This window comes from Pseudomonas allokribbensis (genome assembly GCF_014863605.1).
GTDB classification, from domain to species: Bacteria; Pseudomonadota; Gammaproteobacteria; order Pseudomonadales; family Pseudomonadaceae; genus Aquipseudomonas; species Aquipseudomonas allokribbensis.
Map to the genome: position 1 here is coordinate 378,979 of NZ_CP062252.1, position 24,524 is coordinate 403,502.

Sequence of the window (24,524 nt, forward strand, 5' to 3'; positions counted from 1 at the left end):
AAATCTAAACAGGAGTAACGATTGGGTTCTGCGAGAACCCGGGAGTACTCATCATGAAACGCGTCATTTCATTCATGCTGCCGGTCGCTGCAGTGGCTGTTCTGATGTTCCCGCTCATGGCGCAGGCGAGCAGCGCCGAGCCGATCGACAGTGCCGGTGTGCAAGTCCAGCAACAACAGCAAAACGGTATCAATTACCTGTCCGGAGGGATTGGCCTGGACGAGTCGCGAGCCATTCAGCAAGCCGCCGGCTACAACCTGCACATGACCTTCTCCGTAGGCGCACAAAATCTGTACACCTCGGACGTCGACCTGGTTGTCCAGAAAGCGACAGGACAACCGGTGCTGAACCTGAGTCAGATCGGGCCGCTGGTCTATGCGCAACTGCCGCCAGGCAAATACACCGTGGTTGCCACGCGCAATGGTGAGGTGCGGCGGGACGTTGCCAATGTTGGCAGCGGCGGGGCAAGTAACCTGGTGTTCCATTGGGACTGGCATCAATAAGGCAGGCGAGGGCGGGGTTCGGCGGGCGATAGCCGGTACAATCCCGCCCTTCTTTTTTTGATTGCAAGGATTTGGCTTTGAAATGGATTTTGCGTGCGGGCTTGTTGGCGGCCCTCGTACCGGAGCTGGTTGGGTGTGGAACCATGATCGGGCGCGTGAGCAACGGAATGTCCGATGTGGATTACTACAAGGGCGTCGACGGAAACCTGCAATTGTTTGGCGTGAGAGGGAAAGAAAGCAAGCCCGCCGCGATCATCTGTTACTTCATGATTGTGTGCCCGCTGATCACGGTTGTCTCACTGCCGGTCGACGCTGTGCTCGATACGGTTTTACTTCCGGTTGACTACGTCAATACGCTCTAGGTCCGGTCTTGGTGTTACTAATCAGCGCGCCTGTGTTTGTGTTTTTTCACAGGCCCGCGCACCTTGCGATAGATCCGGAACCCATACAGCGAAACGCCCAGCAACAACAGGGGGACAAGGCTTTGCCCGGCGACCTCGAACCAATACCGCCGTGGCTGCTGGGCCAGAGTGTAAGTCGTGCGCGGGCCGCGATTGGTTGTGGTGATCGAGCCACTGATCAGGCTGTCGATGATCATGTAAATCGACGCGCCAATGGCGAACGTTATCAACAGCCCGACAAGAAGCGTCAGCCAGAACGAAGCCCGGCTCTGGCGATAGGGTGGTGGATGGGGTAGGGGGACGCGGGTTCTTTTCTGGTTCATCGACTGGATGACCCTCTTCCGTAAGGGCTGGGAAAAATATCGCGAATTCCGGCCTGCAAGAAGCGCGGGATCAAGCCTCCATCAAATCGCAGGCAAAAAAAAACCCTGAATCTTGCGATTCAGGGTTTTCGGTATTTGGTGCCCAGAGACGGAATCGAACCGCCGACACGGGGATTTTCAATCCCCTGCTCTACCGACTGAGCTATCTGGGCAACGGGGCGCATTAAAAGGGTTTTTCGGATTTACGTCAAACACTTTTTTAAAATTTCTTAAATTAATTCCGTCGCTTACGATCCGACCCCCGATTTTCGGGGGTTATTCCGCTGGCGGCACGTAGCCTTCCGCCTGGGCGTATTCCTCGCCGGAGAAGTACTTGTCCATTTCTCCCTGCAGAAATTTGCGATCTTCGGCGTTCATCATGTTCAGGCGTTTTTCGTTGATCAGCAGGGTCTGGTGTTTCTGCCAGTCGGCCCAGGCCTTGGCCGAGACGTGTTCGAAGATGTCCTGGCCCTTGGCGCCCGGGTACGGTGGGCGCTCCAGACCTTCGAGTTGTTCTTTGTACTTGCGGCACATTACGGTGCGGGTCATGTCGACTCTCCTGCATTCAAGACGGCGGCCGCGCGTTCGAGCAAGGTTTTGACCGGGGCGGCGAGGCCCAGGCGCGGCGGGGTGGCGAGGTTATACCAGAGCCAGTCGGCCTCGGCCACGTGACCGCCGGCTTCCTGCACCTGAACCAGCCAGGGTTCGATGGACAGCTGGAAATGGCTGAAGGTGTGGACAAGGCTCGGCAGCGCCTGCTGCTCGCCGAGTTCCAGCGAGTGCTGCGCGGCGAGGTGTTGCAGGTCGTCGAGGTTGTCGAGTTCCGGCAGGCTCCACAAACCGCCCCACAATCCGCTGGAGGGGCGGCGATAAAGCAGAATCGCGCCCTCCTCGTTGGCCAGCAGCGGCATCAGCGTGCGTTTCTGCGGGATGGCTTTACGCGGCTTGGGAATCGGGTAGCGCGTCTCCAGACCGAGCATATGCGCTTCGCAGCCCTTCTCCAGTGGACACAGCAGGCAGCTCGGTTTGCTGCGGGTGCACAGCGTGGCGCCCAGATCCATCATCGCCTGGGTGTAGGCGTTGACCCGATCCTGCGGCGTGAAGCGTTCTGCGTTGGCCCACAGCTGTTTGGCGACCTTTGGCTCGCCGGGGTAGCCCTCCTGCGCAGTAAAGCGCGCCAGCACCCGTTTGACGTTGCCGTCGAGGATCGGTGCGCGCAGGCCCATGCTGATACTGGCAATCGCGCCAGCGGTGGACAGGCCGATGCCCGGCAAATCCGTGAGCTTCTCGACATCACGGGGAAACTCGCCGCCGTACTGGCTGACGACGATCTTCGCGGTCTTCTGCAAATTGCGCGCGCGGGTGTAGTAACCCAGGCCCGTCCACAGGTGCAGCACTTCGTCCTCCGGCGCTTCGGCCAGGGCTTCGACCGTCGGCAACGCGGCCATGAACCGGTCGAAGTAATTGAGCACGGTGCTGACCTGGGTTTGCTGCAACATGATCTCAGACACCCACACCCGGTATGGGTTGATGTCCTGTTGCCAAGGCAAATCATGGCGGCCGTGGCGGTCGAACCATTCCAGCACCGCCGTGGAAAACTGCTCCGCTCTCATCGCTTGAACAGCCCCTTCAATGCGTTTTTCAGTTCAGGGCTGACTTTGTCGCCCAGTTTCTCTTCGATTTTTTCGCTGAGTTTGTCGCCGGCCATTTTGGTCGCGACCTGGCCGAGCCGCTCGTTATCCACACGGCAAGCCTTGGCACCGAGCTCCAGCGGGCCACGGCAGCGCAGCGGCCACTCGATGCCGACGAATTTGTCGCCGACCTGACAGGCCGGGTCCGGCATGGCGCTGGTGTCGCCTTCGACGATGATGCCGACGCGATAGTCCATGCCCAGCACTTTCAGGTCGATGTCGCCGTCACCGTTGACGGTCATGCCCGGGATCCGCACTTTCAGGTCCGGGTTGCTGGCGACGCCGTTGCGGAACGTCAGGTTGCCCTTGAGCTCCTGAAACGGCGTGTCCTTGCCGCGTGGCTCGCCGCTCAGGGATTTGCGGTTGAGCGTGGCGATGCCTTTGCACAGTTGCTGTTCAAGGTTGGCATTGAGCAGCACGCCGTTGTTGATCACGAAACTGGCATTGCCGTTGAGGGTGTCGATCAGCGCCTGTTGGCTGTTGCCGCTACCGGTGACGGTGCTGGTGAGGTTCACCAGACCTTTGACCGGTGGATTCTTGCCCTGGCTTTCGAGGATTTTTTCCACCGGTACACGGTTGATCCGGGTTTGCAGATTCTGCACTGGCGCGGTCTGGCGTACATCCAGCGTGCCCTTGGCTTCGAAGTCGCCGTTGTACAGCTCGCCGCGCAGGTTCTCCAGGGTCAACAGGCCGCCTTGGCCGGTGGCTTTCAGTGCGGCGTTCTGGATCGGCAACTTGTCGAGGGTCAACTGGCCGAAGGTCAGGTCGGCGTTCACGTCCAGTTTGCTCAGGCGCTCCACCGGAAACAGTCGCTCGGTGCTCCAGGCACTTTTGCTCGGTTTGTCCGGCAGCGGGGTGCTGCCGGCGCCGGCCATGGCATCGGCTTCGGTGCTGGCGACTTCGGTCTGACGTGCCTGGGTGGCGCTGGTGGCTTTTTCCGATTTTGGCGGCAGGTAGCGGTCGACGTTGAAAGTGTCGGCCTTGAGGATCGCCCGCAGCGATTGTTTGGCGAAGTCTTCGACGGCGATGCGACCGCTGAAGCTGCTGTCGTCGAGTTTCAGATTGATGTTGTCCAGCGCCACGCTGGTGGGCGTGGCAGACACGCGGCTGACCAGCTCGACCTTGCTCAGGCTGCCTTCGGCCATGGCCGGCAGGGTCTGGCCGATGCTGTCGACAAATTTCGCCAGATCGAACTGGGCGATGGAAATCCCGCCGGTGATCTGCGGGGTCTTGTCGAGATCGTTGGCCTTCAGCTCACCCAAGGCGCGCAACTGGTTGGCGGAGATCTTGATCCCGGTCCATTCGGCGACGTTCGCAGCCTTGTCCAGCAGCATCTGCCCCTGGGCGGAGAACGTCATGGCCTTGCCTTGCAGTGGATCGCCGGTCAGTTCGCCGGACAGCTTCAAGTCTTCGAACTTGTAGCGTTGCAGGGCGCGCTCGATGCGCAACTCGCCATTGAGCTCGGTGCGTACTCGCAACACGGGCTGATTGGTGCTGAGGAACGCCGTGGCTTTCAGCGGAATGTTGGTTGAATCGTGTACAGCGCCGGTGCTCAGCTGGATGCTTTCGGCACTGAACTGCTTGCCGGTCTGCTCGTCGTTGTATTCAACACGGGCGTTGTTGACGGTCAGGCTGTCGATGTCGAGGCGGATCGGCTGCGGCGGTTTCTCCGGCTGGGCAGGCGTTTCGGCAACCGGCTCGCCAGCGGCAACTGGCGGGGTGCTGCCCGGCGCAGGCGCTGCGGCAGGCAGCTTGCCGATGTCTTCCCAGTTGCCGTGACCGTTCTTGTCACGGTTCAGGCGCAGGTTCAGGCCTTCGACACGCACATCGCTCATCTGCACTTCGCGGCGCAACAGCGGCAGCACGCGCACGGACAAGCCGAGCATCTGCAGATCGGCAAACGGTTCGGCAGGCTTGATCAGGGTGGCGACGCTGGCCTCGTGCAATTCCAGGCCGAGCCACGGGAACAGGCTCCAGCCGATATCGCCATTGAGCGTCAGTTCGATGTGGGCCTTGTCGCGGGCTATCTGGCGGATCTCGTCTTTGTAGTCGTTGGGATCGAAGAGGTGGGTCAGGGCGAAGCCCGCCGCCACAATGATCAGCAACAGCCCGAGAAGTACCAGACCCAGGATTTTGCCGAACGCTTTCATGGGCGAGTCCTTGTAGTTAGTCGAATTCGTAATTTAGCCGGGGAGTATAGCGCTGCATAACCCCGCGCTGGTGCGGCGTCCTGAGGAACCTGTTGATCCGCGACGTGCAGCGCTTCGACAACGGTCGGCAGGAGGGTTCCCCGGTCACAGGAGATCAGATGACTCAAAAAAGGTGATATCAGTTTGGTTTTTCTGTCACGTGCAGATGGTAACCTTCGCCCGTTCGTCCGCCCTTCTGCGACTTTTGGTCGCGCCTCAAGGAGCTTCACCCACCAACACGGTCATGCCTGCGTGCATAAAGGCCGGGGGTGAGCAGTGGCTGGCGAACCATACTAATAATTGGGGGATACACAATGAGCACGAGCATTACGGCGGACGGCCTCAGCGCCGCCCAGCCTGCGTTCCTGTCCAAGGAACGCATCATCGCCAAGCCCGGTTTCAACCGCTGGCTGGTGCCACCGGCCGCTCTGGCCATCCACTTGTGCATCGGCATGGCCTACGGTTTTTCCGTGTTCTGGTTGCCGCTGTCCAAGGCGCTGGGCATCACCGCTCCGGTGGCTTGCGCGCCGGACATGAGCTTCATCGCACAAGTCTTCTCGTCGCAATGCGACTGGCCGATCTCCATGCTCGGCTGGATCTACACCCTGTTCTTCATCTTCCTCGGCTGCTCGGCAGCGATCTGGGGTGGCTGGCTCGAACACGCCGGCCCGCGCAAGGCCGGTGTCGTCTCGGCACTGTGCTGGTGTGGCGGTCTGCTGATCTCGGCGTTGGGTATTTATACCCACCAGATCTGGCTGATGTGGATCGGCTCCGGCGTGATCGGCGGTATCGGTCTGGGCCTGGGCTACATCTCGCCGGTCTCGACCCTGATCAAATGGTTCCCGGACAAGCGCGGCATGGCCACCGGCATGGCGATCATGGGCTTCGGTGGTGGCGCGATGGTCGGTGCGCCACTGGCGACCGCTCTGATGAGCCATTTCGCTTCGCCGGCTGGCGTGGGCGTGTGGCAGAGCTTTGTGGCCATGGCCGCGATCTACTTCGTGTTCATGATCGGTGGTGCGCTGTCGTACCGCGTCCCGCCGACCGGCTGGAAGCCTGAAGGCTGGACAGCGCCAGCGAAGAAAGCGTCGAATGCGATGATCACCCACCGTCACGTACACGTGAATGTGGCGTGGAAAACCCCGCAATTCCGTCTGGTGTGGCTGGTGCTGTGCCTGAACGTGTCCGCCGGTATCGGCATCCTCGGCATGGCTTCGCCACTGTTGCAGGAAGTGTTCGGCGGCAAGCTGCTGGGCAATGATCTGCCGTTCGGTCAACTGGATGCCGGGCAACTGGCGTCGATCGCAGCGATTGCGGCCGGTTTCACTGGTCTGCTGAGCCTGTTCAACATCGGCGGCCGGTTCTTCTGGGCGTCGTTCTCGGACTACCTGGGTCGCAAGAACACCTACTTCGTGTTCTTCGCGCTGGGCTTTGCGCTGTACGCGCTGATTCCGAACCTCGGCCATCTGGGCAACGTTGCGCTGTTCGTGGCGGCGTTCTGCATCATCCTGTCGATGTACGGCGGTGGCTTCGCAACCGTTCCGGCGTATCTGGCCGACCTGTTCGGCACGCAGATGGTCGGCGCGATCCACGGTCGTCTGCTGACGGCATGGGCTGCTGCTGGCGTGCTGGGTCCGGTGCTGGTGAACTACCTGCGTGAGTATCAACTGAGCATCGGCGTTGAACGCGCGGCGGCTTACGACATCACCCTGTACATCCTCGCCGGCCTGCTGGTGCTGGGTTTCCTGTGCAACCTGCTGGTACGTCCGGTGGCAGACAAGTACTTCATGACCGACGCCGAACTGGCTGCCGAGCAGGCGCTGGGCCACGACAAGGGTGCTGACAGCAGCACCGTGCTTGAGTGGAAAGCCGCGCCGGGCAGCAAGCCGTTGGCGGTTGCTGCGTGGCTGGCGGTCGGGATTCCGTTGGCGTGGGGTGTGTGGGTGACCCTGCAGAAGACTGCGGTGCTGTTCCACTAAGTAAAACGTCGTAACCCTGTGGGAGCGAGCCTGCTCGCGATAGCGGTCTGACAGTCGACAGTGATGTTGAATGTGCGGCCCTCATCGCGAGCAAGCTCGCTCCCACAGTTGTTTTGGGCTGTCCGAAATGGCTTGTATGGACATGTCTATCCCCGACAGTACGGGCTTCTATCCGTCTGCCATATCACGTCTCGTGTTTCTGTTTCGGCCCCGCGCCCCTATAATGGCTGCCTTTTTCGCCCAATGATTTTGCGGAGCTGGTGATGGCCGAACGTAAGGCGTCTGTCGAGCGCGACACTCTGGAAACCCAGATCAAAGCCTCGATCAACCTTGATGGCACCGGAAAGGCCCGATTCGATATCGGTGTTCCTTTTCTTGAGCACATGCTGGATCAGATCGCCCGTCATGGGTTGATCGACCTGGATATCCAATGCAAGGGCGATCTGCATATCGACGACCACCATACCGTGGAAGACGTCGGTATCACTCTCGGCCAGGCCTTCGCACAAGCCATCGGCGACAAGAAAGGCATCCGTCGCTACGGCCATGCCTACGTGCCGCTCGATGAAGCGCTGTCGCGCGTAGTGATCGACTTCTCCGGCCGTCCGGGCCTGCAGATGCACGTGCCGTACACCCGCGCCACCGTCGGCGGCTTCGACGTCGACCTGTTCCAGGAATTCTTCCAGGGCTTCGTCAACCACGCGCTGGTCAGCCTGCACATCGACAACCTGCGTGGCACCAACACTCACCACCAGATCGAAACCGTGTTCAAGGCTTTCGGCCGCGCGCTGCGCATGGCCGTCGAACTGGACGACCGCATGGCCGGCCAGATGCCTTCGACCAAGGGCGTGCTGTAATGCAGACGGTTGCGGTAATCGACTACGGCATGGGCAACCTGCACTCGGTGGCCAAGGCCCTCGAGCACGTTGGCGCCGGCAAAGTGCTGATCACCAGCGATGCGGACGTGATCCGCGAAGCCGACCGCGTGGTGTTCCCCGGCGTCGGCGCGATTCGCGATTGCATGGCGGAGATCCGTCGCCTCGGTTTCGATTCGCTGGTACGTGAAGTCAGCCAGGATCGCCCGTTCCTCGGCATCTGCGTCGGCATGCAAGCCTTGCTCGACACCAGCGAAGAGAACGACGGCGTCGACTGCATCGGCCTGTTCCCGGGCGCGGTGAAGTTCTTCGGCAAAGACCTGCATGAAGACGGCGAGCACCTGAAAGTCCCGCACATGGGCTGGAACGAAGTGAAGCAGTCGGTGGATCACCCGCTGTGGCACAACATTCCGGACCTGGCGCGTTTCTACTTCGTGCACAGCTACTACATCGCCGCCGGTAACCCGCGGCAGGTGGTCGGCAGCGGTCATTACGGTGTCGATTTCGCCGCGGCGCTGGCCGAAGGTTCGCGTTTCGCCGTGCAGTTCCACCCGGAGAAGAGCCATACCCATGGCCTGCAATTGCTGCAGAACTTCGCTGCGTGGGATGGTCGCTGGTAAATGGCCGTCAAGAAATCCAAGCCGCCGATCCTGACCCTCACGCCCGAGCAGGAAAGCGACGCCAATCGCAAGATCCAGCGGTTCATGGAGGATCGTTTCGAACTGGACCTGGGTTCGTTCGAGGCGGCGGAAATTCTTGAGCTGTTTACCCGCGAAATTGCTCCGCACTATTACAACAGGGCGATTTTCGATGTGCAGACCCACCTCAAGGAGCGGTTTGAAAGCATCGAAAGCGACCTGTGGGCGCTCGAGAAAAACTGATTTCCGAGCCAAGCTGAACATTCAAATTTGAAGGTTTGCCAGATGCTGATTATTCCCGCTATCGATCTCAAAGACGGTGCCTGCGTACGTCTGCGCCAGGGCCGCATGGAAGATTCCACAGTGTTCTCCGATGACCCGGTGAGCATGGCTGCCAAGTGGGTGGAGGGCGGTTGCCGTCGTCTGCATCTGGTCGACCTGAACGGCGCTTTCGAAGGCCAACCGGTCAACGGCGAAGTGGTGACCGCGATCGCCAAGCGCTACCCGACTTTGCCGATCCAGATCGGCGGCGGCATTCGTTCGCTGGAAACCATCGAGCACTACGTCAAGGCTGGCGTGAGCTACGTGATCATCGGCACCAAAGCGGTGAAGGATCCGGTGTTCGTCGCGGAAGCCTGCCGTGCGTTCCCGGGCAAGATCATCGTCGGTCTGGATGCCAAAGACGGTTTTGTCGCCACCGATGGCTGGGCTGAAATCAGCACCGTGCAGGTCATCGACCTGGCCAAACAGTTTGAAGCCGACGGCGTGTCCTCGATCGTTTATACCGACATCGCCAAAGACGGCATGATGCAGGGCTGCAACGTACCGTTCACCGCTGCGCTGGCTGCTGCCACCAAGATCCCGGTGATCGCGTCCGGCGGCATTCACAACCTGGGTGACATCAAGTCGCTGCTCGACGCCAAGGCGCCAGGCATCATCGGCGCCATCACCGGCCGGGCGATCTACGAAGGCACTCTCGACGTCGCCGAAGCGCAAGCTTTCTGCGACTCGTACCAAGGCTGAGGACTGACCATGGCGCTGGCCAAACGCATCATCCCTTGCCTGGACGTGGACAACGGCCGGGTCGTCAAAGGTGTGAAGTTCGAGAACATCCGTGACGCCGGCGATCCGGTGGAAATCGCCCGTCGCTACGACGAGCAGGGTGCCGACGAGATTACCTTTCTCGACATCACCGCCAGTGTCGATGGTCGCGACACCACGCTGCATACCGTCGAGCGCATGGCCAGCCAGGTGTTCATTCCGCTGACCGTCGGCGGCGGCGTGCGGACCGTGCAGGACATTCGCAATCTGCTCAATGCCGGTGCGGACAAGGTGTCGATCAACACCGCTGCCGTGTTCAACCCGGAATTCGTCGGCGAAGCGGCGCAGCATTTCGGCTCGCAATGCATCGTCGTCGCCATCGACGCGAAGAAGGTTTCGGGCCCGGGCGAAACCCCGCGCTGGGAAATCTTCACCCACGGCGGTCGCAAGCCGACCGGCCTCGACGCGGTCGAGTGGGCGAAGAAAATGGAAGGCCTGGGTGCCGGTGAAATCCTCCTGACCAGCATGGATCAGGACGGCATGAAAAACGGTTTCGACCTGGGTGTGACCCGCGCCATCAGCGATGCGCTGGGGATCCCGGTGATCGCTTCCGGTGGCGTCGGCAACCTGCAGCATCTGGCCGATGGCATCCTCGAAGGCCACGCCAGCGCCGTACTGGCGGCGAGTATTTTCCACTTCGGCGAATACACCGTTCAGGAAGCCAAGGCCTACATGGCTAAACGTGGAATCGTAATGCGTTAAACGATACAGGCCAGTGGACAGCATGGCGTACCCGAGGCACTCTTGGGCACGCCATGGATTTCGGTAGCCCGACATGATCAAACGCCTGCTTCTCGCTCTCGCCAGTGCCTCCGTGTTGTTGATCAACACTGGCCACGCCGAAGAAAGTCCCGACACCGATCTGGTGCTCCTCACCGAAAACTTCCCGCCGTACAACATGGCGAAGAACGGCAAGAATTTCGCTCAAGACGAAAACATCAACGGCATCGCCACAGACATTGTGCGCGAGATGTTCAAGCGTGCCGGTATCACTTACAGCCTGACCCTGCGCTTCCCCTGGGAACGGGTCTACAAGCTGGCGCTGGAGAACCCCGGTTACGGTGCGTTCGTCATGGCACGCCTGCCGGATCGCGAGACGCTGTTCAAGTGGGTCGGCCCCATCGGCCCGGATGACTGGGTCATGCTGGCCAAAGCCGACAGCAAGATCACCCTCGAAACCCTGAACGATGCGCGCAAGTACAAGATCGGCGCTTACAAAGGCGATGCGATTGCCGAGACCCTGGCCAAGCAGGGCCTGAAACCGGTGGTGGTGTTGCGCGATCAGGACAACGCCAAAAAGCTCGTCAGCGGTCAGATCGACCTGTGGGCCACCGGCGATCCTGCCGGGCGGTATCTGGCGCGACAGGATGGCGTGACCGGGTTGAAAACCGTGCTTCGTTTCAACAGCGCCGAACTGTATCTGGCGCTGAACAAGGACGTGCCGGATGAGGCTGTTGCCAAACTTCAGGCAGCACTTGATCAGATGCGCAAGGACGGCGTGGTCGACGAGATCATGGGGCGGTATCTGTAGCTGCTGACGATTCCGATGACGACTGCTGAACAACGCTGACGCCGCCTTTGATGGTTTCCGTCGATGGGCTTCCCGCCATTACAGTTATCAGTGTTGCTGTCTCGACTGCTTCTGGCGGGTATTCACTCATGACAAAACTGATGTCATCGGTGTAACCAAGCGGGACGGTGACTTCAGTGCCATCCTCCCGTACCAGCTCGTAGTGACTTTCCATCTGATACACCGCGACCGATTTGTGTTTCGCCGCCATGGCGATGACGACCCGAGAGTCCGATTCGCTCCACTCGTTCGAGGATGTTTCGGTGTGAGTGAAACTCCTCGGCAGGCACGCCGAGAACTTTGTCGCACGGATATCACTGAGCATCGCCGCCGGCCAGGCCTTGGTGAATTCGATGGCGGTATGGCGATTGAATAACCGCATGACTGCTGCATTTTGCGCCCTTGGCGCTTTCCATTTGATCGACTGAGTCTGTTCCGTGGTATTTCGGCCATACCCGACCAGCACATATTGGTCGGTTCTTTTCAGATCGTAGTAACGCGAACTGTGAAATCCATCATTGGGTTGAGCGTAATCCCTGACTGTGAACCACGGAAGGCGGGCAATCTGTGTGACCTTCGCCGCCCCGCTTTCAGGATTCATGTGTGTAGAAAGTACCGGAGCTTCTGCAGGTTCGCTGACTTGAACCGGAATATGTATCCGCAACGCATACGCGGAAGGGTTGATTGCCGGTTTGTTGTGGGTCGGGACACCGATGAAGGTGCCGGGCGCAAAGCAGATTTCGCCCGCTGCGGCGGTCGGAGGATCAATGCTCCAAGCGCTGAAGTTCAGCGTTGCACCACTGCCTTTGTCATCCCAGACCAGATCGCCGAGGTCGGCAGAAACGACCAGATCGGCCCTGACGCAACGGATTGCGTTGATTGAGGGTTTGCCGTGATCGCTGGAGCAGGTCATACCCAGCGCGACGTAGCCCTGCGGCGCAATCGGGCGCCAGATCGAAGTACGGGTGGCGGCTCCCGCCCCGGATTCTTTCCAGACAAGTTCGAAGTCGGTGGGGCGGCTGAGTGCTTTTCCTCTGCTGTTACCGTCGTCTTGGAACGCTCCCTCGCAGACCACTGCGGCGACAATTTCGCCGTTGATGGAGGTGTTGTTGGGTATGACGATGTCTCCCAACGGAAAGTATCCCGGCAAGAGATCAGGAGCAGGCGCGGGGCGCCAGAAGGTAGCGGATTTTGCCCGCGAGCCTTGGGTATTCCAGATTCGGTGAAACTCGCTCGTGAAATTGATCAGTAGGTTATCGAGCTTGATGGGTTCCATTGCTCTGGTGGGCAATGAAGTATTGTCGTTGGTAGTCATAGTCAGTCCTGAAAGTTGAAAGGCAACTCAAAAGAGTCGCGACCTGTTGCAGGTCTAACTATCCGGAAGCCGCTCAGGTGCCTGGCGGTAACTATGTATAGGCGTGTTTCGGTTCGCTACCGGTAAGTCCCGTCTTTGCCATGAGCGGCCGTGGCGCGATTGCTGCGCACGCTGATCATCTGCTTGATGTCGATCCACTCGATGCCTTGGGCTTTCAGCTTCGGCAGTTCCCGTTCCAGCACAGCCAGCGTCTGTGGATAAGGATGGCCGATCATCACCGCCGAACCCTGCTTGCGAGCCAGGCTGATCGCCGTCTGCAACTGGGTGAAAATCGCCGCTTCAGTGCGCTCGTCATCGAGAAACACATCCCGCGAGACGCTCGCCAGATCGATCTTCTGTGCCTGTTGAGCAGCGACCGTTTGCGCGCTGGTGCGGCTGTCGACGAAGAACTTGTGACGGCGTTGCAGCTCCCCCATCAACCACGCCATCGCCACCGGCTGCGCCGTCATGCGACTGCCCATGTGGTTGTTGATGCCGGCGGTGTGGGGGACCATTTTGAACGCGGCGTTCAGCCGTTTCTCAAGCTCTTCGATGGGCAGTTCAGGATGCCAGGCAAACGGGCCGGTGGCCGGGTCCATCGGCATGTGCAGGATCACGATCTTGCCGGCGCGATGGGCTTCGCGGGCAAATTCGGTGGCGTGCGGGGTGTCGGGCATGATTGCCGTGGTGACGGGCCCGGGGAGGGCCAGCACGCGGCGATCCCGGGGCAGGTTCTGCCCCAGGTCGTCGATGATCAGTGTCAGGTAGGCTTTTTGTGGTGTCGGTCTGGCAGGCTCTGCGTGAGCAGCACCTGCCAGACAGCACAGCAGGACAAAGACAAAACGCAAAGACATCCTCAACGGCCGGACGTGATGCTCAGGCCTTTGAGCAGGCTCAGGGCCTGGGCCAACTGGTAATCGTCATCCTGCGGCATGGCTTTCGGTTTCGCGCCGGAGCCGGTCGGTTTGTCTGCGCCGCCGTTGCCGTTGCCCAGGTGACCCTGCAGGTCGGCTTCCTTGAAGTATTCGCCGTCCGCTTCGTTGGTGATCTTGGCCTTGCGTACTTCGATGTCCGGGACGATGCCCTGGGCCTGGATCGAGCGGCCGTTCGGCGTGAAGTACAACGCGGTGGTGATCTTCAGCGCGCGGTCGTTGTTCAGCGGCAGCACGGTTTGCACCGAGCCCTTGCCGAAACTGGTGGTGCCCATGACCACGGCGCGTTTCTGGTCTTGCAGGGCGCCGGCGACGATTTCCGAGGCCGAGGCACTGCCACCGTTGATCAGCACGACCATTGGCACGGCTTCGCTTTCGTCTTTGCCGGTGGCGGAGAAGCGCAGTTCGGAGTTGGCGATCCGGCCCTTGGTGTAGACGATCAGGCCTTTGGTGATGAAGTGGTCGACCACTTCCACCGCTGCCTGCAGCACGCCGCCCGGGTTGTTGCGCAGGTCGAGGATGATGCCGTTGAGCTTCTTGCCGTTGTCCTTGCGCAGCTTGGCCAGAGCCTTGGAGACTTCCTCGCCGGTCTTGACCTGGAACTGGGTGATGCGGATCAGGCCGTAACCCGATTCCAGCAGTTGCGCCTTGACGCTCTTCACCTGAATTACCGCACGGGCCAGGGTCACGTCGAACGGTGTACCGCCGTCGCGCACCAGGGTCAGGGTGATTTTCTGGCCGATCTTGCCGCGCATCTTGTCCACGGCTTCGGTCATGGTCTGGCCACGGGTCGGCGCGCCGTTGATCTTGACGATGAAGTCACCGGCCTGGATGCCGGCCTTCGACGCTGGCGTATCGTCGATTGGCGACACGACCTTGATGAAACCGTCTTCCGAGCCGACTTCGATGCCCAGGCCGCCGAACTCACCGCTGGTGCTTTCCTGCAGCTCGGTGAAATCTTCCGGGCCGAGGTAGGCCGAGTGCGGGTCGAGGTTGCTGAGCATGCCCTTGATGGCGTTTTCCAGCAGGGTCTTGTCGTCCACCGGTTCGACATAGGCGGCCTTGATCCGGTCCATGACCTCGGCAAAGGTGCGCAACTCTTCCAGCGGCAACGGGGCCTTGGAAGTCGCGGCAGTGCCTGCCGGAGCGACAGCCGGAGCCGGTTGAGCGGCGAACGCCAGAGGCGCGCCGATCACCAGGGCGATCGTCAGGGCCAGCGAGGTAAGACGGGACAAATGCAGCATGTCGAACGAACTCCTAAAGTTGGTGACTCAACGCCTATCCTTGCGCGCGGCACCATTGCGCCGGATCACTCGGGTGACCCTGCTGACGAATTGCGAAATACAGCGCTGGTGTGTCCTGCCCGCCACTGCTACCGACAGTGGAGATGGACTCACCGGCTTTTACCACGTCACCAGCCGACTTCAGCAGCGTCTGGTTATGACCGTAAAGGCTCAGAAAACCGTTGCCGTGATCAAGGATCACCAGCAGCCCGGCACCGCGCAACCAGTCGGCAAACACCACGCGCCCGCCGTGTACGGCGTGCACCTGGCTGCCGGCGGAGGCGCTGATCATCACGCCATCCCACTTGGTGCGGGCATCGTCGCCACGGGTTTCACCGAAGCGTGCCAGCAGTCGACCATCAACCGGCCATGGAAGTTTTCCCCGGGTGGCGGCAAAAGGGCCGCCGAATGTCTCGCCGCTGCTGGAAACCAGCGCACCAGGTGTGGGTCTGGCTTGTTTTCGCGGGGCGTCGCTGGTGTCCGAGTCCGCATCGGCGCGGGCCTGGGCCTCACGCAAACGCTTTTTTTCGGCTTCCTGCTGGGCGATGAGCGCTTTCTGCCGCGCTTCTTCTGCCTCACGGGCCTGGCGGGCCAGGGTTTCTTCAATGGTTTTAAGGACTTTAGACAGGTCTGCCTGATCCTGCTCGCGGGAGGCCAGTTTCTGATCGCGCGCCTTCACGTCGTCGTTGAGCTTGGCCAGCACCTGCTGGCGCTCCTTGCGAACCTTGTCGAGTGCGTCGCGCTGGGTGTCGAGGTCGCTTTTCTGCACCAGCAACTGGGCTTGCTGCGTGGAAATGTCTTTTTCGACATTGGCCAGTTGGCGCAGGGTTTCGTTGAAGTTCTTCAGCTGCTCCAGGCGGGCCTGGCTCAGGTAGTCGTAATAGGTGAGGGTGCGGGCGAACTTCTCGGGATTCTGCTGATTGAGCAGCAGCTTGAGGTATTCCTGCCGGCCGTTCTGATAGGCCGCGCGGGCCTGGATGGCGATCAGTCGTTGCTGTTCAGTGCGCGCGCTCTGGAGTTTTTTTTTTCTCCGCATCGAGCCGCTGCAGCTCGGATTCGCTCTTTTTCAGCTCTTTTTGCAGGGCGTCGACCTGTTTTTCGAGATTGCCCATCTCGGTTTCAGTGCCCTTGAGCTCTTTCTGAACGCCGGATTTTTCTTCCTGGAGCTTGCCCAGCAGCTTTTTCAGCTCGGCGATATCCTGACGCGTGGCGTCCAACTGTTGTTGGGTTTGCGCGCGCTCGTCAGCGAAGGCCGGTTGGAGCAGGCATGTCAGAGCGAGGGCGATCAGGACGCGAAGCATAGAGGCGGGCGGCACCAGGGTAAGGGACGGCCTAGTATGCCCGCCCCACGCGGCAAAAAAAACGCCTCAAAGCCAACTGCTTTGAGGCGTTCGTCATAAAAAGCCGTTTCAGGCTGATTACAGGGCGTTTTTGATATCAGACCAGAATCGAAGTGCCAGTCATTTCCACCGGTTTTTCCAGCCCCAGCAGTTTGAGCATGGTCGGCGCCACGTCCGCCAGCACGCCACCTTCACGGACCTTGAGGTCGCGTTTGCCGACATAGATGAACGGCACCGGTTCGGTGGTGTGAGCGGTGTGCGCCTGGCCGGTGGCTTCGTCGGCCATTTGTTCGACGTTACCGTGGTCGGCGGTGATCAGCGCTTCGCCGCCGACCTTTTCCAGCGCCTCGACGATGCGGCCGACGCAGGTGTCCAGGCATTCCACGGCTTTTACCGCCGCCTCGAACACACCGCTGTGGCCGACCATGTCGCCGTTGGCGTAGTTGACCACGATCACGTCGTAGCGCTGATTCTCGATGGCATCGACGATGCGGTCGGTGACTTCCGGTGCGCTCATTTCCGGCTGAAGGTCATAAGTGGCGACTTTCGGCGACGGGATCAGGATGCGCTCTTCGCCCGGGAACGGTTCTTCGCGACCGCCGGAGAAGAAGAAGGTCACGTGGGCGTACTTTTCGGTTTCGGCGATGCGCAGTTGGGTCTTGCCGTTTTTCGCCAGATAGTCGCCGAGAACATTTTCCAGGCTGCCCGGCGCAAAGGCTGCGGGGGCCGGGATGCTGGCGGCGTATTGGGTGAGGCCCACGTACTGCACTTTTGGCTGGCGTGCGCGCTCGAATTCCTTGAAACCGTCTTCGACAAACACGCGGCTCAGCTCGCGGGCACGGTCAGCGCGGAAGTTCATGAACACCACGGCGTCGCCGTCTTCGACTTTTACCGGCTCACCGATGCTGGTGGCTTTGACGAATTCGTCGCTCTCGCCACGGGCGTAGGCGGCTTCCAGGCCTTCCTGGGCGGTGGCGGCGTTGAATTCACCCTTGCCGTCGACGATCAGGTTGTAGGCCTGGGAGACGCGGTCCCAGCGGTTGTCGCGATCCATGGCGAAGTAGCGGCCGATGATGCTGGCGATGCGGCCCTTGCCGAGCGCCTGGAAGGTCGCGTCGAGCAGTTCGATCGACGACGCGGCGCTTTTCGGCGGCGTGTCACGGCCATCGAGGAAGGCGTGCAGGTAGATTTTTTCGGCGCCACGCTTGAAAGCCAGTTCGGCCATGGCGATCAGATGATCCTGGTGGCTGTGAACGCCGCCGTCCGACAGCAGCCCCATGAAATGCACGGCCTTGCCGGCGGCCACGGCTTTGTCCACGGCGGCGCAGATGGTCGGGTTCTCGAAGAACTCGCCGTCGCGGATCGCTTTGGTCACGCGCGTGAAGTCCTGATACACCACGCGGCCGGCGCCGAGGTTCATGTGACCGACTTCGGAGTTGCCCATCTGGCCGTCCGGCAGGCCGACGTCCATGCCGCTGCCCGAGATCAGGCCGTTCGGCACGGTGGCCCACAGGCGATCCAGCACAGGCTTTTTGGCCGCGAAGACGGCGTTGGATTCGGGGCTGTCGCTGTGACCGAAGCCGTCGAGAATCATCAGGACCAAAGGTTTAGGCGTGGTAGTCATGGAATCCACTCGTGGCTAATAAAGAAGAGGGCGATGGAAAAGGGAGTTGGAGTTTAAAGCGAAGTTCCGACCGCGTCACCGCCGGACGGGGTTTGGCCGACCATAGTGGCTGTGTATACTGGCCGACATTTTAACGCCCTGGAACCTCCTTCGATGGTTGCTCACCTGATTGAATTTGCCACTAACCACTACATTCTTGTCGGTATCTTCGTCGTACTGCTGGCATTGCTGCTGGCGCACACAGTGCAGGGCGGCGGTAAAAGCCTGAGCACGGGCGAGCTGACCGCACTGGTCAACAAGGAAGCCGGCGTGGTGGTGGACATCCGTCCGAGCAAGGATTACGCCGCCGGTCACATCGTTGGCGCGGTGAACATTCCCCAGGACAAACTGGCCGCCCGCATCGGCGAGCTGGAAAAACACAAGGCCAAGACCATCATTCTGGTCGACGCCCTGGGCCAGACCGCCGGCACCCACGCCCGCGAGCTGATGAAATCCGGCTTCACCGCCGCCAAGCTGTCCGGCGGGATTTCCAGCTGGAAAGGCGACAACCTGCCGCTGGTGAAGTGATATGAGCGAAGTCATCGTCTACTCCAGCGATTACTGCCCTTACTGCTCGCGCGCCAAGTACCTGCTCGCGAACAAAGGCGTGGCCTTCGAAGAGATCAAGGTCGATGGCAAGCCGCAAGTGCGCGCCGCCATGGCCCAGAAGGCCGGACGCACGTCCGTGCCGCAGATCTGGATCGGCGACACCCACGTCGGCGGATGTGACGATTTGTTTGCCCTGGAGCGCGCCGGCAAGCTCGACGCGCTGCTCAAGGCCTGAACTGCTGCACCTGCAAACCAAGAACCCTAAAAGACCCAAGATCAGAAAGGATCTGAGATGACTGACCAACAGAACACTGCAGCCAGCGAAGAAGAAACCGCACCGCAATTCTCCTTGCAGCGCATCTACGTACGCGACCTGTCCTTCGAAGCCCCGAAAAGCCCGGCGATCTTCCGCCAGCAGTGGGACCCGGCGGTCGGTCTGGATCTGAACACCCGTCAGAAGGCGCTGGAAGGCGATTTCTACGAAGTCGTGCTGACCCTGTCCGTCACCGTGAAAAACGGTGAAGAAGTCGCCTTCATCGCTGAAGTGCAGCAGGCCGGTATCTTCCTGATCAAGAACCTGGACGCGGCTTCGATGAGCCACACCCTGGGTGCGTTCTGCCCGAACATTCTGTTCCCGTACGCTCGCGAAACCCTGGACAGCCTGGTGACCCGTGGTTCGTTCCCGGCCCTGATGCTGGCCCCGGTGAACTTCGACGCCCTGTACGCGCAAGAGCTGCAGCGCATGCAGGAAGCCGGCGAGACCCCGACCGTTCAGTAAGCGGTCGATGCAACAACGAAAAAAGCGCCGTTACAGGCGCTTTTTTCTTGGGCGATCGTATGGTGTTACTTGAAGTCGTTCTGCCGCCACGCTTCGTACACGGCCACCGCTACGGTGTTGGACAGGTTCAGGCTGCGGCAACCTTCGCGCATCGGCAGGCGCAGACGCTGTTCGGCGGGTAGGGCATCCAGCACTTCCGCCGGCAGGCCACGGCTTTCCGGGCCGAAGATGAACGCATCGCCGGGGACGAACGCCGCATCGTGAAACGGTCGCGAACCCTTGGTGGTGAAGGCGAACAACCGAGGGTTACCGAGGCTTTCCAGGCAACTGGCCAGGTCGGCATGGCGCTGCAGAGTGGCATACTCGTGGTAGTCGAGACCGGCGCGACGCAGGCGCTTGTCGTCCATCTCGAAGCCCAGCGGTTCGATCAAATGCAGGTGGCAGCCGCTGTTGGCGCACAGCCTGATAACGTTACCGGTGTTCGGTGGAATTTCCGGTTGAAAAAGGATGACGTGAAACATGCACGGCTCCGAAGGTAAAGATGACGCGCATTCTACGCCGCAAGCCGACCCGCGTTCGAAACTATTCCCGCGGGTGATGGCGTCGCTGGCGATCGTCGGTGTGATGGTCGGGATGATGATCGGCCGTTTGACCACGCCTGACCCGAGCGTCTTGCAGCAGGTCGAGGTGATCGATGGCGGTCTGGCGGTCTGGTTCAACAACGAGCCGAAGCTGCACGGCGAGATCGTCGATGGCAGCGTTGCGCTGTTGTTCGAGGCCGAAGGGAAGGCGCAGAAGGGCCAGCTCAAGCTCAACGGCAAGGACGTGAACTGGCGGACGCGATTGAGTGATGGGGGCCTGTTGCTGACGCTGGTAGCAGCGCGCCCGCTGCAAGGGGAGTGGGCCGGCAGCAAGGTCGATGACCGCTGGCGGCTGGAGATCCATCTCCGGGAGCAATAAAAGAGGGAATCCCCGGCCTGCCTGTACCAAGGTTCCCGAAACGGGCGGGCTCATCGCATCGCGTACTGAGCCGGTGTAAAGAAGGAACCCCTGACCTGCCTGTATCAAGGGCCCCAAAAGGGTGGACTCATCGAGTCCGGTGTAAAGAGGGGAATCCCCGGCCTGCCTGTACCAAGGCCCCCGAAAGGGTTGGTGAAACGAATCACCTGATTGGGTTATTGCAGGGGGCGTGCCAGTTTTTATCGTTTTGAAACAAAAAAGCCCGACACAATGATGAAGGCCCCGTAATACGGGGCCTTCGTCTTTTCACCGGATGGTTTTTTCAGCGGGTTGCGGTGCAGGTCTGAGCCAGCGGCCGTGCCCGATTACGGGTCACGGTGCCTTGCGGCGGTGCAGGCGGGCGCTGAAGGTCAGCCTTCTTCGCCTTCGTCGTCATCCCCGCCATCGACCTTCATTCCCAGTTCCTTGATCTTGCGGGTCAAGGTGTTCCGGCCCCAGCCCAGCAGCACGGCAGCGTCACGGCGACGCCCTGCGGTGTGCTTCAAAGCGGTCTCGATCATGATCCGTTCGAACGCCGGTACCGCGCTGTCGAGCAGGCTCGACTGGCCACGCGCCAACGCCTGATCGGCCCACTGACGCAGCGCCTGTTCCCAATTGGTCACCGGTGCCGAGTCCTGCGGCAGGCTCAGCAATTCCGGCGGCAGGTCGCTGATGTGCACCTCGCGCCCGGACGCCATCACCGTGATCCAGCGGCAGGTGTTTTCCAGCTGACGCACGTTGCCCGGCCATGGCAGGTTTTTCAGGTATTCCTCGGTCTCGCTTTTCAGCAGCTTCGGCTCGACTGCGAGCTCTTGCGCAGCGCGGCTGAGGAAGTGCTTGGCCAGAGTCGGGATGTCTTCGCGACGGTCCGACAGGCGCGGAATGTGGATGCGGATCACGTTGAGGCGGTGGAACAAGTCCTCACGGAATTTCCCGGCGTGAACCAGGGTTTCCAGATTCTGGTGAGTCGCGGCGATGATTCGTACATCGACCTTGACCGGCACGTGCCCGCCGACGCGGTAGAACTCGCCGTCGGCCAGTACCCGCAGCAGTCGGGTCTGGGTGTCCGCCGGCATGTCGCCGATTTCATCGAGGAACAGCGTGCCGCCGTCAGCCTGCTCGAAACGCCCGCGACGCAGGTTGGCCGCGCCGGTGAAGGCGCCTTTCTCGTGGCCGAACAGCTCGGACTCCATCAGATCCTTCGGGATTGCCGCCATGTTCAGCGCGATGAACGGCGAGGCCGCACGCGGGCTGTGGCGGTGCAGGGCGTGAGCCACCAGTTCTTTACCGGTGCCGGATTCGCCGTTGATCAGCACGGTGATGTTGGAGTGGCTCAAGCGCCCGATGGCGCGAAACACTTCCTGCATCGCCGGTGCTTCGCCGATGATTTCCGGGGTGCGGGTCAGGGTCGGCGCGACTTCCAGGCCCTGTTGTTCCTGGGCGTGCTGATTGGCGCGTTTGACCAGCGACACCGCTTCGTCGACATCGAACGGTTTTGGCAGGTACTCGAAGGCACCGCCCTGATAGGAGGCGACAGCGCTGTCCAGATCGGAGTGAGCGGTCATGATGATGACCGGCAGTCGTGGGTGTTGCTCGCGAATCCGCGCCAGAAGGTCCAGACCGCTGGCACCCGGCATGCGGATGTCGGAGATGATCACGTCCGGCTGCTGGCGCGCCAGGCGACTCATCACGCCATCGGCACTGTCGAAGCTCTGGGTGGTCATGCCTTCCTGTTGCAGGGCTTTTTCCAGGACCCAACGGATAGAACGGTCGTCATCGACGATCCACACGGTTTCACTACGGCTCATGTCGATGTGGCTCCTTGTTCCAGTGGCAGAAAGATCGAGAACGTGGTGTGGCCTGGATGGCTGTCACACTCGATCAGGCCCTGGTGCTGGCTGATGATGTTCTGGGTGATGGCCAGGCCCAGCCCGGTACCGTCCGGACGGCCGCTGACCATGGGAAAGAAAATGGTTTCCTGGAGTTCCGCCGGGATCCCCGGACCGTTGTCGATGATCTCGATCTTGGTCACCAGGCGATGGCGGATGTGGCCAATGGTGAACTGGCGCATGGCGCGGGTGCGCAGGCTGATGCGGCCCAGGCGCAACTCGTTCTGGCTGCTGATCGCCTGCATCGCGTTGCGCACGATGTTCAGCACGGCCTGAATCATTTGCTCGCGGTCGATCAATACGTCGGGAATGCTCGGGTCGTAATCGCGTACCAGCGTGATGCAGCCCTGGCTTTCGGCCTCGACCAACTGGCAAACGCGCTCCAGTACTTCGTGGACGTTGCACAGGGCCAGCGACGGCAGTTTGTTCGAACCGAGCATGCGGTCGACCAGATTGCGCAGGCGGTCGGCCTCTTCAATGATCACGTTGGTGTAGTCGCGCAGGCTGTCTTCCGGCAGTTCCCGGGCCAGCAGTTGCGCGGCGCCACGGATGCCGCCCAGCGGGTTCTTGATCTCGTGGGCGAGGCCGCGCACCAGCATCTTGCTGGTTTCCTGCTTCGACAGTTGCGCCTCTTCCTTGGTGATCCGCAGCAAGCGGTCGCGAGGGTGAACCTCCAGCAACAGCAGGGTCGCGCCGTTGCTGAGAATCGGTGTCACCGCGTAATCCACGGTCAGGGTCTGGCCGGTGAGGGCGGTGAGCATTGCTTCGCGCTTGGTGAACGGATGCGCCTGTTCCACCGCCTGGCGCAACGAATTGAGCGCCTCGGTGGACTCGGTGAACAGCTCACTGATGAACTGGCCATGGCTGCGCTGACCGCTGATGGCCAGCAGCATCTCCGCCGCCGGGTTCATGTACTCGAGGCGCAATTCGGCATCGAGCAGGATGGTGGCGGTGGTCAGGTTGTCGAGCAGCAAACGGTGGAGTGCGTCGCTTATGGTCATCAGGACCTCTTTTGGAGCAAGGCGTGCGCGAGAACTAGGCGCCGATGTGTGGAAAATGCAAAAACCAAACCAAGGCTCCGAAAAGAAGCGTTCGACCCCTGAAACGGGCGTTTGACGCTCGTTTGCGTGGCGATCGGCCGGCCCTGGCGGGTACTTTCGAACCAAAATGGGTTGCAATGTGGGTACGGTGCAGACTGTTGCACCAATATAGTGCGCAAAGCTGAACGGCGTTAGAAGAAACGCAGGAAGGGATTTTTCGGTTCGACGGGTTTGTCTTTCAGCGGGCATTCCGGGCGAACGCCGTAGTCTTCGGTGGTGCAGGGTTTGACCTGGCGTTTCTGTGCCAGTGAAATGCGCTGCATGTGGAACGGCTGATTGGCGGTGCGCTCGACGATGCGATCCTGCGCGTCGAGAATCTCCACCGACAGGTTATGGCTGCCGCGATCGATATTACTCAGCGGGAACACCGGGCTAAGGCCGGGCTCGCCGGTGGCCTGGCCGTCCAGCAGCAGGCGATAGCGATGACCTTTTTGCAGCCCCGGCTCGCTGGTGATGCTGACGATCAATTCGCCGGCGCTGCTGCGAATGGTCGCGTCCGGTTCGGGAACCAGCACCCGCAGCATGTCGTAGCGGAACAGCGGTTGCTCCGGTGATTTTTTAGCTTTGGTAATGGGCGCCGCCCCGGTCGGGTTGGAGGCCATGCGATTGCTGGTGGCCAGCGGCACACGCTTGGCATTGCCGCGCGGTTGATCGGTGTAGACCCGATTGCCTTGCGAATCGACATACGTGAAGACCTCGGCGGATGCGCCAAGCGCGAACAGAGCCAGACACACGGCAATCAATCCGCGAGTCATGGCTTGTGCACCCGCTGCACAGTGAAGACCACTGCCGGGCTCTGCTGAATGATCGCCTCGCCATTGATCACCTGAACCGCCAGGCGATGGTCTCCCCGGTCAATGTTCACCAGTTGCAGGATCGGCACGTTGCTCGGCTGGCCATAAGGCGCGTCGTCCAGCAGCAGGCGCAATTGATGTGGCGGTTGCAGTCGCGGCTTGATCTGCACGCTGACGGTGAACGTGCCGTTGTTGGCGCGCAGAGCCTCTTCGGTGGGCAGGCCGGTCAGTTCCAGCACGTCATAGGCATTGCGCGCAGGCGCCCGGCTGGCCGTGTCCGACGACGGCACGCTCGGTGCCTGAGGCTGGACGCTGTTGAGCGGCGGCAACTCCACCGGCTGCGCCTTCACGCCGTCCGGCGCATGATCGCTGTACACCGTGTTGCCGCTGGCGTCGGTGTATTTGTAGATCTGCGCGCTGGCGGGCAGGGCGATCAGCAGCAGGATGTAGAGAAAGGTGCGACCCATGAAATCGACCGGAAACGAAAACGATGGGTTGCAGCATAGGCCAGGGGCGGCGGTTAGCCCAACCGGG

26 protein-coding genes, 1 tRNA gene and 1 pseudogene are annotated in these 24,524 nt (G+C 60.8%); 13 read left to right on the forward strand and 15 right to left on the reverse strand.

Going from position 1 to position 24,524, the window contains the following annotated elements; genetic code table 11:
• Positions 1 to 53 precede the first annotated feature (53 nt).
• Positions 54 to 503 (forward strand): hypothetical protein, encoded by a 450-nt coding sequence (locus IF199_RS01710; protein WP_096821945.1) that lies wholly within the window; start codon positions 54 to 56, stop codon positions 501 to 503.
• A gap of 77 nt (positions 504 to 580) precedes the next feature.
• Positions 581 to 865 (forward strand): YceK/YidQ family lipoprotein, encoded by a 285-nt coding sequence (locus tag IF199_RS01715; protein ID WP_192559541.1) that lies wholly within the window; start codon positions 581 to 583, stop codon positions 863 to 865.
• Between the two features lie 17 nt (positions 866 to 882).
• Here IF199_RS01715 and IF199_RS01720 read toward each other — a convergent pair whose 3' ends face one another.
• From IF199_RS01720 to IF199_RS01740, 5 genes are all read right to left on the reverse strand, one after another.
• Positions 883 to 1,227 carry a hypothetical protein gene (locus IF199_RS01720; protein ID WP_192559542.1) on the reverse strand — a complete coding sequence of 115 codons (345 nt, stop codon included), beginning with the start codon at positions 1,225 to 1,227 and terminating at the stop codon, positions 883 to 885.
• Between the two features lie 136 nt (positions 1,228 to 1,363).
• Positions 1,364 to 1,439, reverse strand: a tRNA-Phe gene (locus IF199_RS01725).
• A gap of 103 nt (positions 1,440 to 1,542) precedes the next feature.
• Positions 1,543 to 1,815, reverse strand: coding sequence for an oxidative damage protection protein (locus IF199_RS01730; protein WP_007952551.1), 273 nt, complete (start codon positions 1,813 to 1,815; stop codon positions 1,543 to 1,545).
• Entirely contained in the window at positions 1,812 to 2,879 is a 1,068-nt protein-coding gene (gene mutY / locus IF199_RS01735) for an A/G-specific adenine glycosylase (protein ID WP_192559543.1), read from the reverse strand. The genes IF199_RS01730 and mutY overlap by 4 nt, the downstream gene beginning before the upstream one ends.
• Positions 2,876 to 5,107, reverse strand: coding sequence for an AsmA family protein (locus IF199_RS01740; RefSeq protein WP_192559544.1), 2,232 nt, complete (start codon positions 5,105 to 5,107; stop codon positions 2,876 to 2,878). The genes mutY and IF199_RS01740 overlap by 4 nt, the downstream gene beginning before the upstream one ends.
• Before the next feature lie 353 nt (positions 5,108 to 5,460).
• On the opposite strand from IF199_RS01740, the gene IF199_RS01745 reads away from it, so the two are divergent.
• From IF199_RS01745 to IF199_RS01775, 7 genes are all read left to right on the forward strand, one after another.
• A complete protein-coding gene (locus tag IF199_RS01745; protein WP_096821954.1) occupies positions 5,461 to 7,125 on the forward strand; it encodes an OFA family MFS transporter in 1,665 nt (554 codons plus the stop codon).
• Between the two features lie 263 nt (positions 7,126 to 7,388).
• Positions 7,389 to 7,982 carry an imidazoleglycerol-phosphate dehydratase HisB gene (hisB, locus tag IF199_RS01750; RefSeq protein ID WP_085712764.1) on the forward strand — a complete coding sequence of 198 codons (594 nt, stop codon included), beginning with the start codon at positions 7,389 to 7,391 and terminating at the stop codon, positions 7,980 to 7,982.
• Positions 7,982 to 8,620, forward strand: coding sequence for an imidazole glycerol phosphate synthase subunit HisH (gene hisH, locus IF199_RS01755; protein ID WP_085712765.1), 639 nt, complete (start codon positions 7,982 to 7,984; stop codon positions 8,618 to 8,620). The genes hisB and hisH overlap by 1 nt, the downstream gene beginning before the upstream one ends.
• A complete protein-coding gene (locus tag IF199_RS01760; RefSeq protein ID WP_096821955.1) occupies positions 8,621 to 8,881 on the forward strand; it encodes a DUF2164 domain-containing protein in 261 nt (86 codons plus the stop codon).
• 42 nt (positions 8,882 to 8,923) lie between these two features.
• On the forward strand, positions 8,924 to 9,661 hold the full coding sequence (gene hisA / locus IF199_RS01765) for a 1-(5-phosphoribosyl)-5-[(5-phosphoribosylamino)methylideneamino]imidazole-4-carboxamide isomerase (protein ID WP_192559545.1): 738 nt from the start codon (positions 8,924 to 8,926) through the stop codon (positions 9,659 to 9,661).
• 9 nt (positions 9,662 to 9,670) lie between these two features.
• Positions 9,671 to 10,441: an imidazole glycerol phosphate synthase subunit HisF gene (gene hisF, locus IF199_RS01770; RefSeq protein WP_007909211.1), complete on the forward strand. Its 771-nt coding sequence runs from the start codon at positions 9,671 to 9,673 to the stop codon at positions 10,439 to 10,441.
• A gap of 73 nt (positions 10,442 to 10,514) precedes the next feature.
• The gene (locus tag IF199_RS01775) at positions 10,515 to 11,270 is read left to right on the forward strand and encodes a substrate-binding periplasmic protein (RefSeq protein ID WP_096821956.1); all 756 of its coding nucleotides are present in this window, start codon (positions 10,515 to 10,517) and stop codon (positions 11,268 to 11,270) included.
• Here the strand turns inward: IF199_RS01775 and IF199_RS01780 are convergent.
• From IF199_RS01780 to gpmI, 5 genes and pseudogenes are all read right to left on the reverse strand, one after another.
• Positions 11,251 to 12,624, reverse strand: a complete 1,374-nt coding sequence (locus IF199_RS01780) for a Vps62-related protein (protein ID WP_192559546.1) — start codon at positions 12,622 to 12,624, stop codon at positions 11,251 to 11,253. The two genes, IF199_RS01775 and IF199_RS01780, sit on opposite strands and share 20 nt — an antisense overlap.
• Positions 12,625 to 12,740: 116 nt before the next feature.
• Positions 12,741 to 13,517 carry a divergent polysaccharide deacetylase family protein gene (locus IF199_RS01785; RefSeq protein WP_192559547.1) on the reverse strand — a complete coding sequence of 259 codons (777 nt, stop codon included), beginning with the start codon at positions 13,515 to 13,517 and terminating at the stop codon, positions 12,741 to 12,743.
• Positions 13,518 to 13,519: 2 nt separating this feature from the next.
• The gene (locus IF199_RS01790) at positions 13,520 to 14,839 is read right to left on the reverse strand and encodes a S41 family peptidase (RefSeq protein ID WP_096821959.1); all 1,320 of its coding nucleotides are present in this window, start codon (positions 14,837 to 14,839) and stop codon (positions 13,520 to 13,522) included.
• Positions 14,840 to 14,873: 34 nt separating this feature from the next.
• Positions 14,874 to 16,179, reverse strand: a pseudogene (locus IF199_RS01795) (murein hydrolase activator EnvC family protein).
• A 136-nt stretch (positions 16,180 to 16,315) separates the two neighbouring features.
• Positions 16,316 to 17,842: a 2,3-bisphosphoglycerate-independent phosphoglycerate mutase gene (gene gpmI, locus IF199_RS01800; protein WP_102622642.1), complete on the reverse strand. Its 1,527-nt coding sequence runs from the start codon at positions 17,840 to 17,842 to the stop codon at positions 16,316 to 16,318.
• A gap of 153 nt (positions 17,843 to 17,995) precedes the next feature.
• Here gpmI and IF199_RS01805 point away from each other — a divergent pair, with 153 nt between their 5' ends.
• The 3 genes from IF199_RS01805 to secB are packed head-to-tail and all read left to right on the forward strand — an operon-like array spanning position 17,996 to position 19,208.
• Positions 17,996 to 18,409 (forward strand): rhodanese-like domain-containing protein, encoded by a 414-nt coding sequence (locus IF199_RS01805; protein WP_096821962.1) that lies wholly within the window; start codon positions 17,996 to 17,998, stop codon positions 18,407 to 18,409.
• 1 nt (position 18,410) lies between these two features.
• On the forward strand, positions 18,411 to 18,665 hold the full coding sequence (gene grxC / locus IF199_RS01810; protein ID WP_096821963.1) for a glutaredoxin 3: 255 nt from the start codon (positions 18,411 to 18,413) through the stop codon (positions 18,663 to 18,665).
• Between the two features lie 57 nt (positions 18,666 to 18,722).
• Complete coding sequence (secB, locus tag IF199_RS01815; protein WP_085733279.1) at positions 18,723 to 19,208, forward strand: protein-export chaperone SecB; 486 nt, start codon at positions 18,723 to 18,725, stop codon at positions 19,206 to 19,208.
• Positions 19,209 to 19,273: 65 nt separating this feature from the next.
• On the opposite strand, the gene trmL is transcribed toward secB, so the two are convergent.
• The gene (gene trmL, locus IF199_RS01820; RefSeq protein WP_027611265.1) at positions 19,274 to 19,729 is read right to left on the reverse strand and encodes a tRNA (uridine(34)/cytosine(34)/5-carboxymethylaminomethyluridine(34)-2'-O)-methyltransferase TrmL; all 456 of its coding nucleotides are present in this window, start codon (positions 19,727 to 19,729) and stop codon (positions 19,274 to 19,276) included.
• On the opposite strand from trmL, the gene IF199_RS01825 reads away from it, so the two are divergent.
• Positions 19,728 to 20,168 (forward strand): hypothetical protein, encoded by a 441-nt coding sequence (locus tag IF199_RS01825; protein WP_192559548.1) that lies wholly within the window; start codon positions 19,728 to 19,730, stop codon positions 20,166 to 20,168. The genes trmL and IF199_RS01825 overlap by 2 nt on opposite strands.
• A gap of 410 nt (positions 20,169 to 20,578) precedes the next feature.
• Here the strand turns inward: IF199_RS01825 and ntrC are convergent, their stop codons facing one another.
• The 4 genes from ntrC to IF199_RS01845 form a co-directional block, all read right to left on the reverse strand.
• Positions 20,579 to 22,015 carry a nitrogen regulation protein NR(I) gene (gene ntrC, locus IF199_RS01830; protein WP_096821966.1) on the reverse strand — a complete coding sequence of 479 codons (1,437 nt, stop codon included), beginning with the start codon at positions 22,013 to 22,015 and terminating at the stop codon, positions 20,579 to 20,581.
• Entirely contained in the window at positions 22,012 to 23,097 is a 1,086-nt protein-coding gene (gene glnL / locus IF199_RS01835) for a nitrogen regulation protein NR(II) (RefSeq protein WP_096821967.1), read from the reverse strand. Before glnL ends, ntrC begins: the two co-directional genes overlap by 4 nt.
• Positions 23,098 to 23,327: 230 nt before the next feature.
• Complete coding sequence (locus IF199_RS01840; RefSeq protein ID WP_192559549.1) at positions 23,328 to 23,951, reverse strand: DUF4124 domain-containing protein; 624 nt, start codon at positions 23,949 to 23,951, stop codon at positions 23,328 to 23,330.
• On the reverse strand, positions 23,948 to 24,457 hold the full coding sequence (locus tag IF199_RS01845; RefSeq protein WP_192559550.1) for a DUF4124 domain-containing protein: 510 nt from the start codon (positions 24,455 to 24,457) through the stop codon (positions 23,948 to 23,950). Before IF199_RS01845 ends, IF199_RS01840 begins: the two co-directional genes overlap by 4 nt.
• Positions 24,458 to 24,524: the final 67 nt, after the last annotated feature.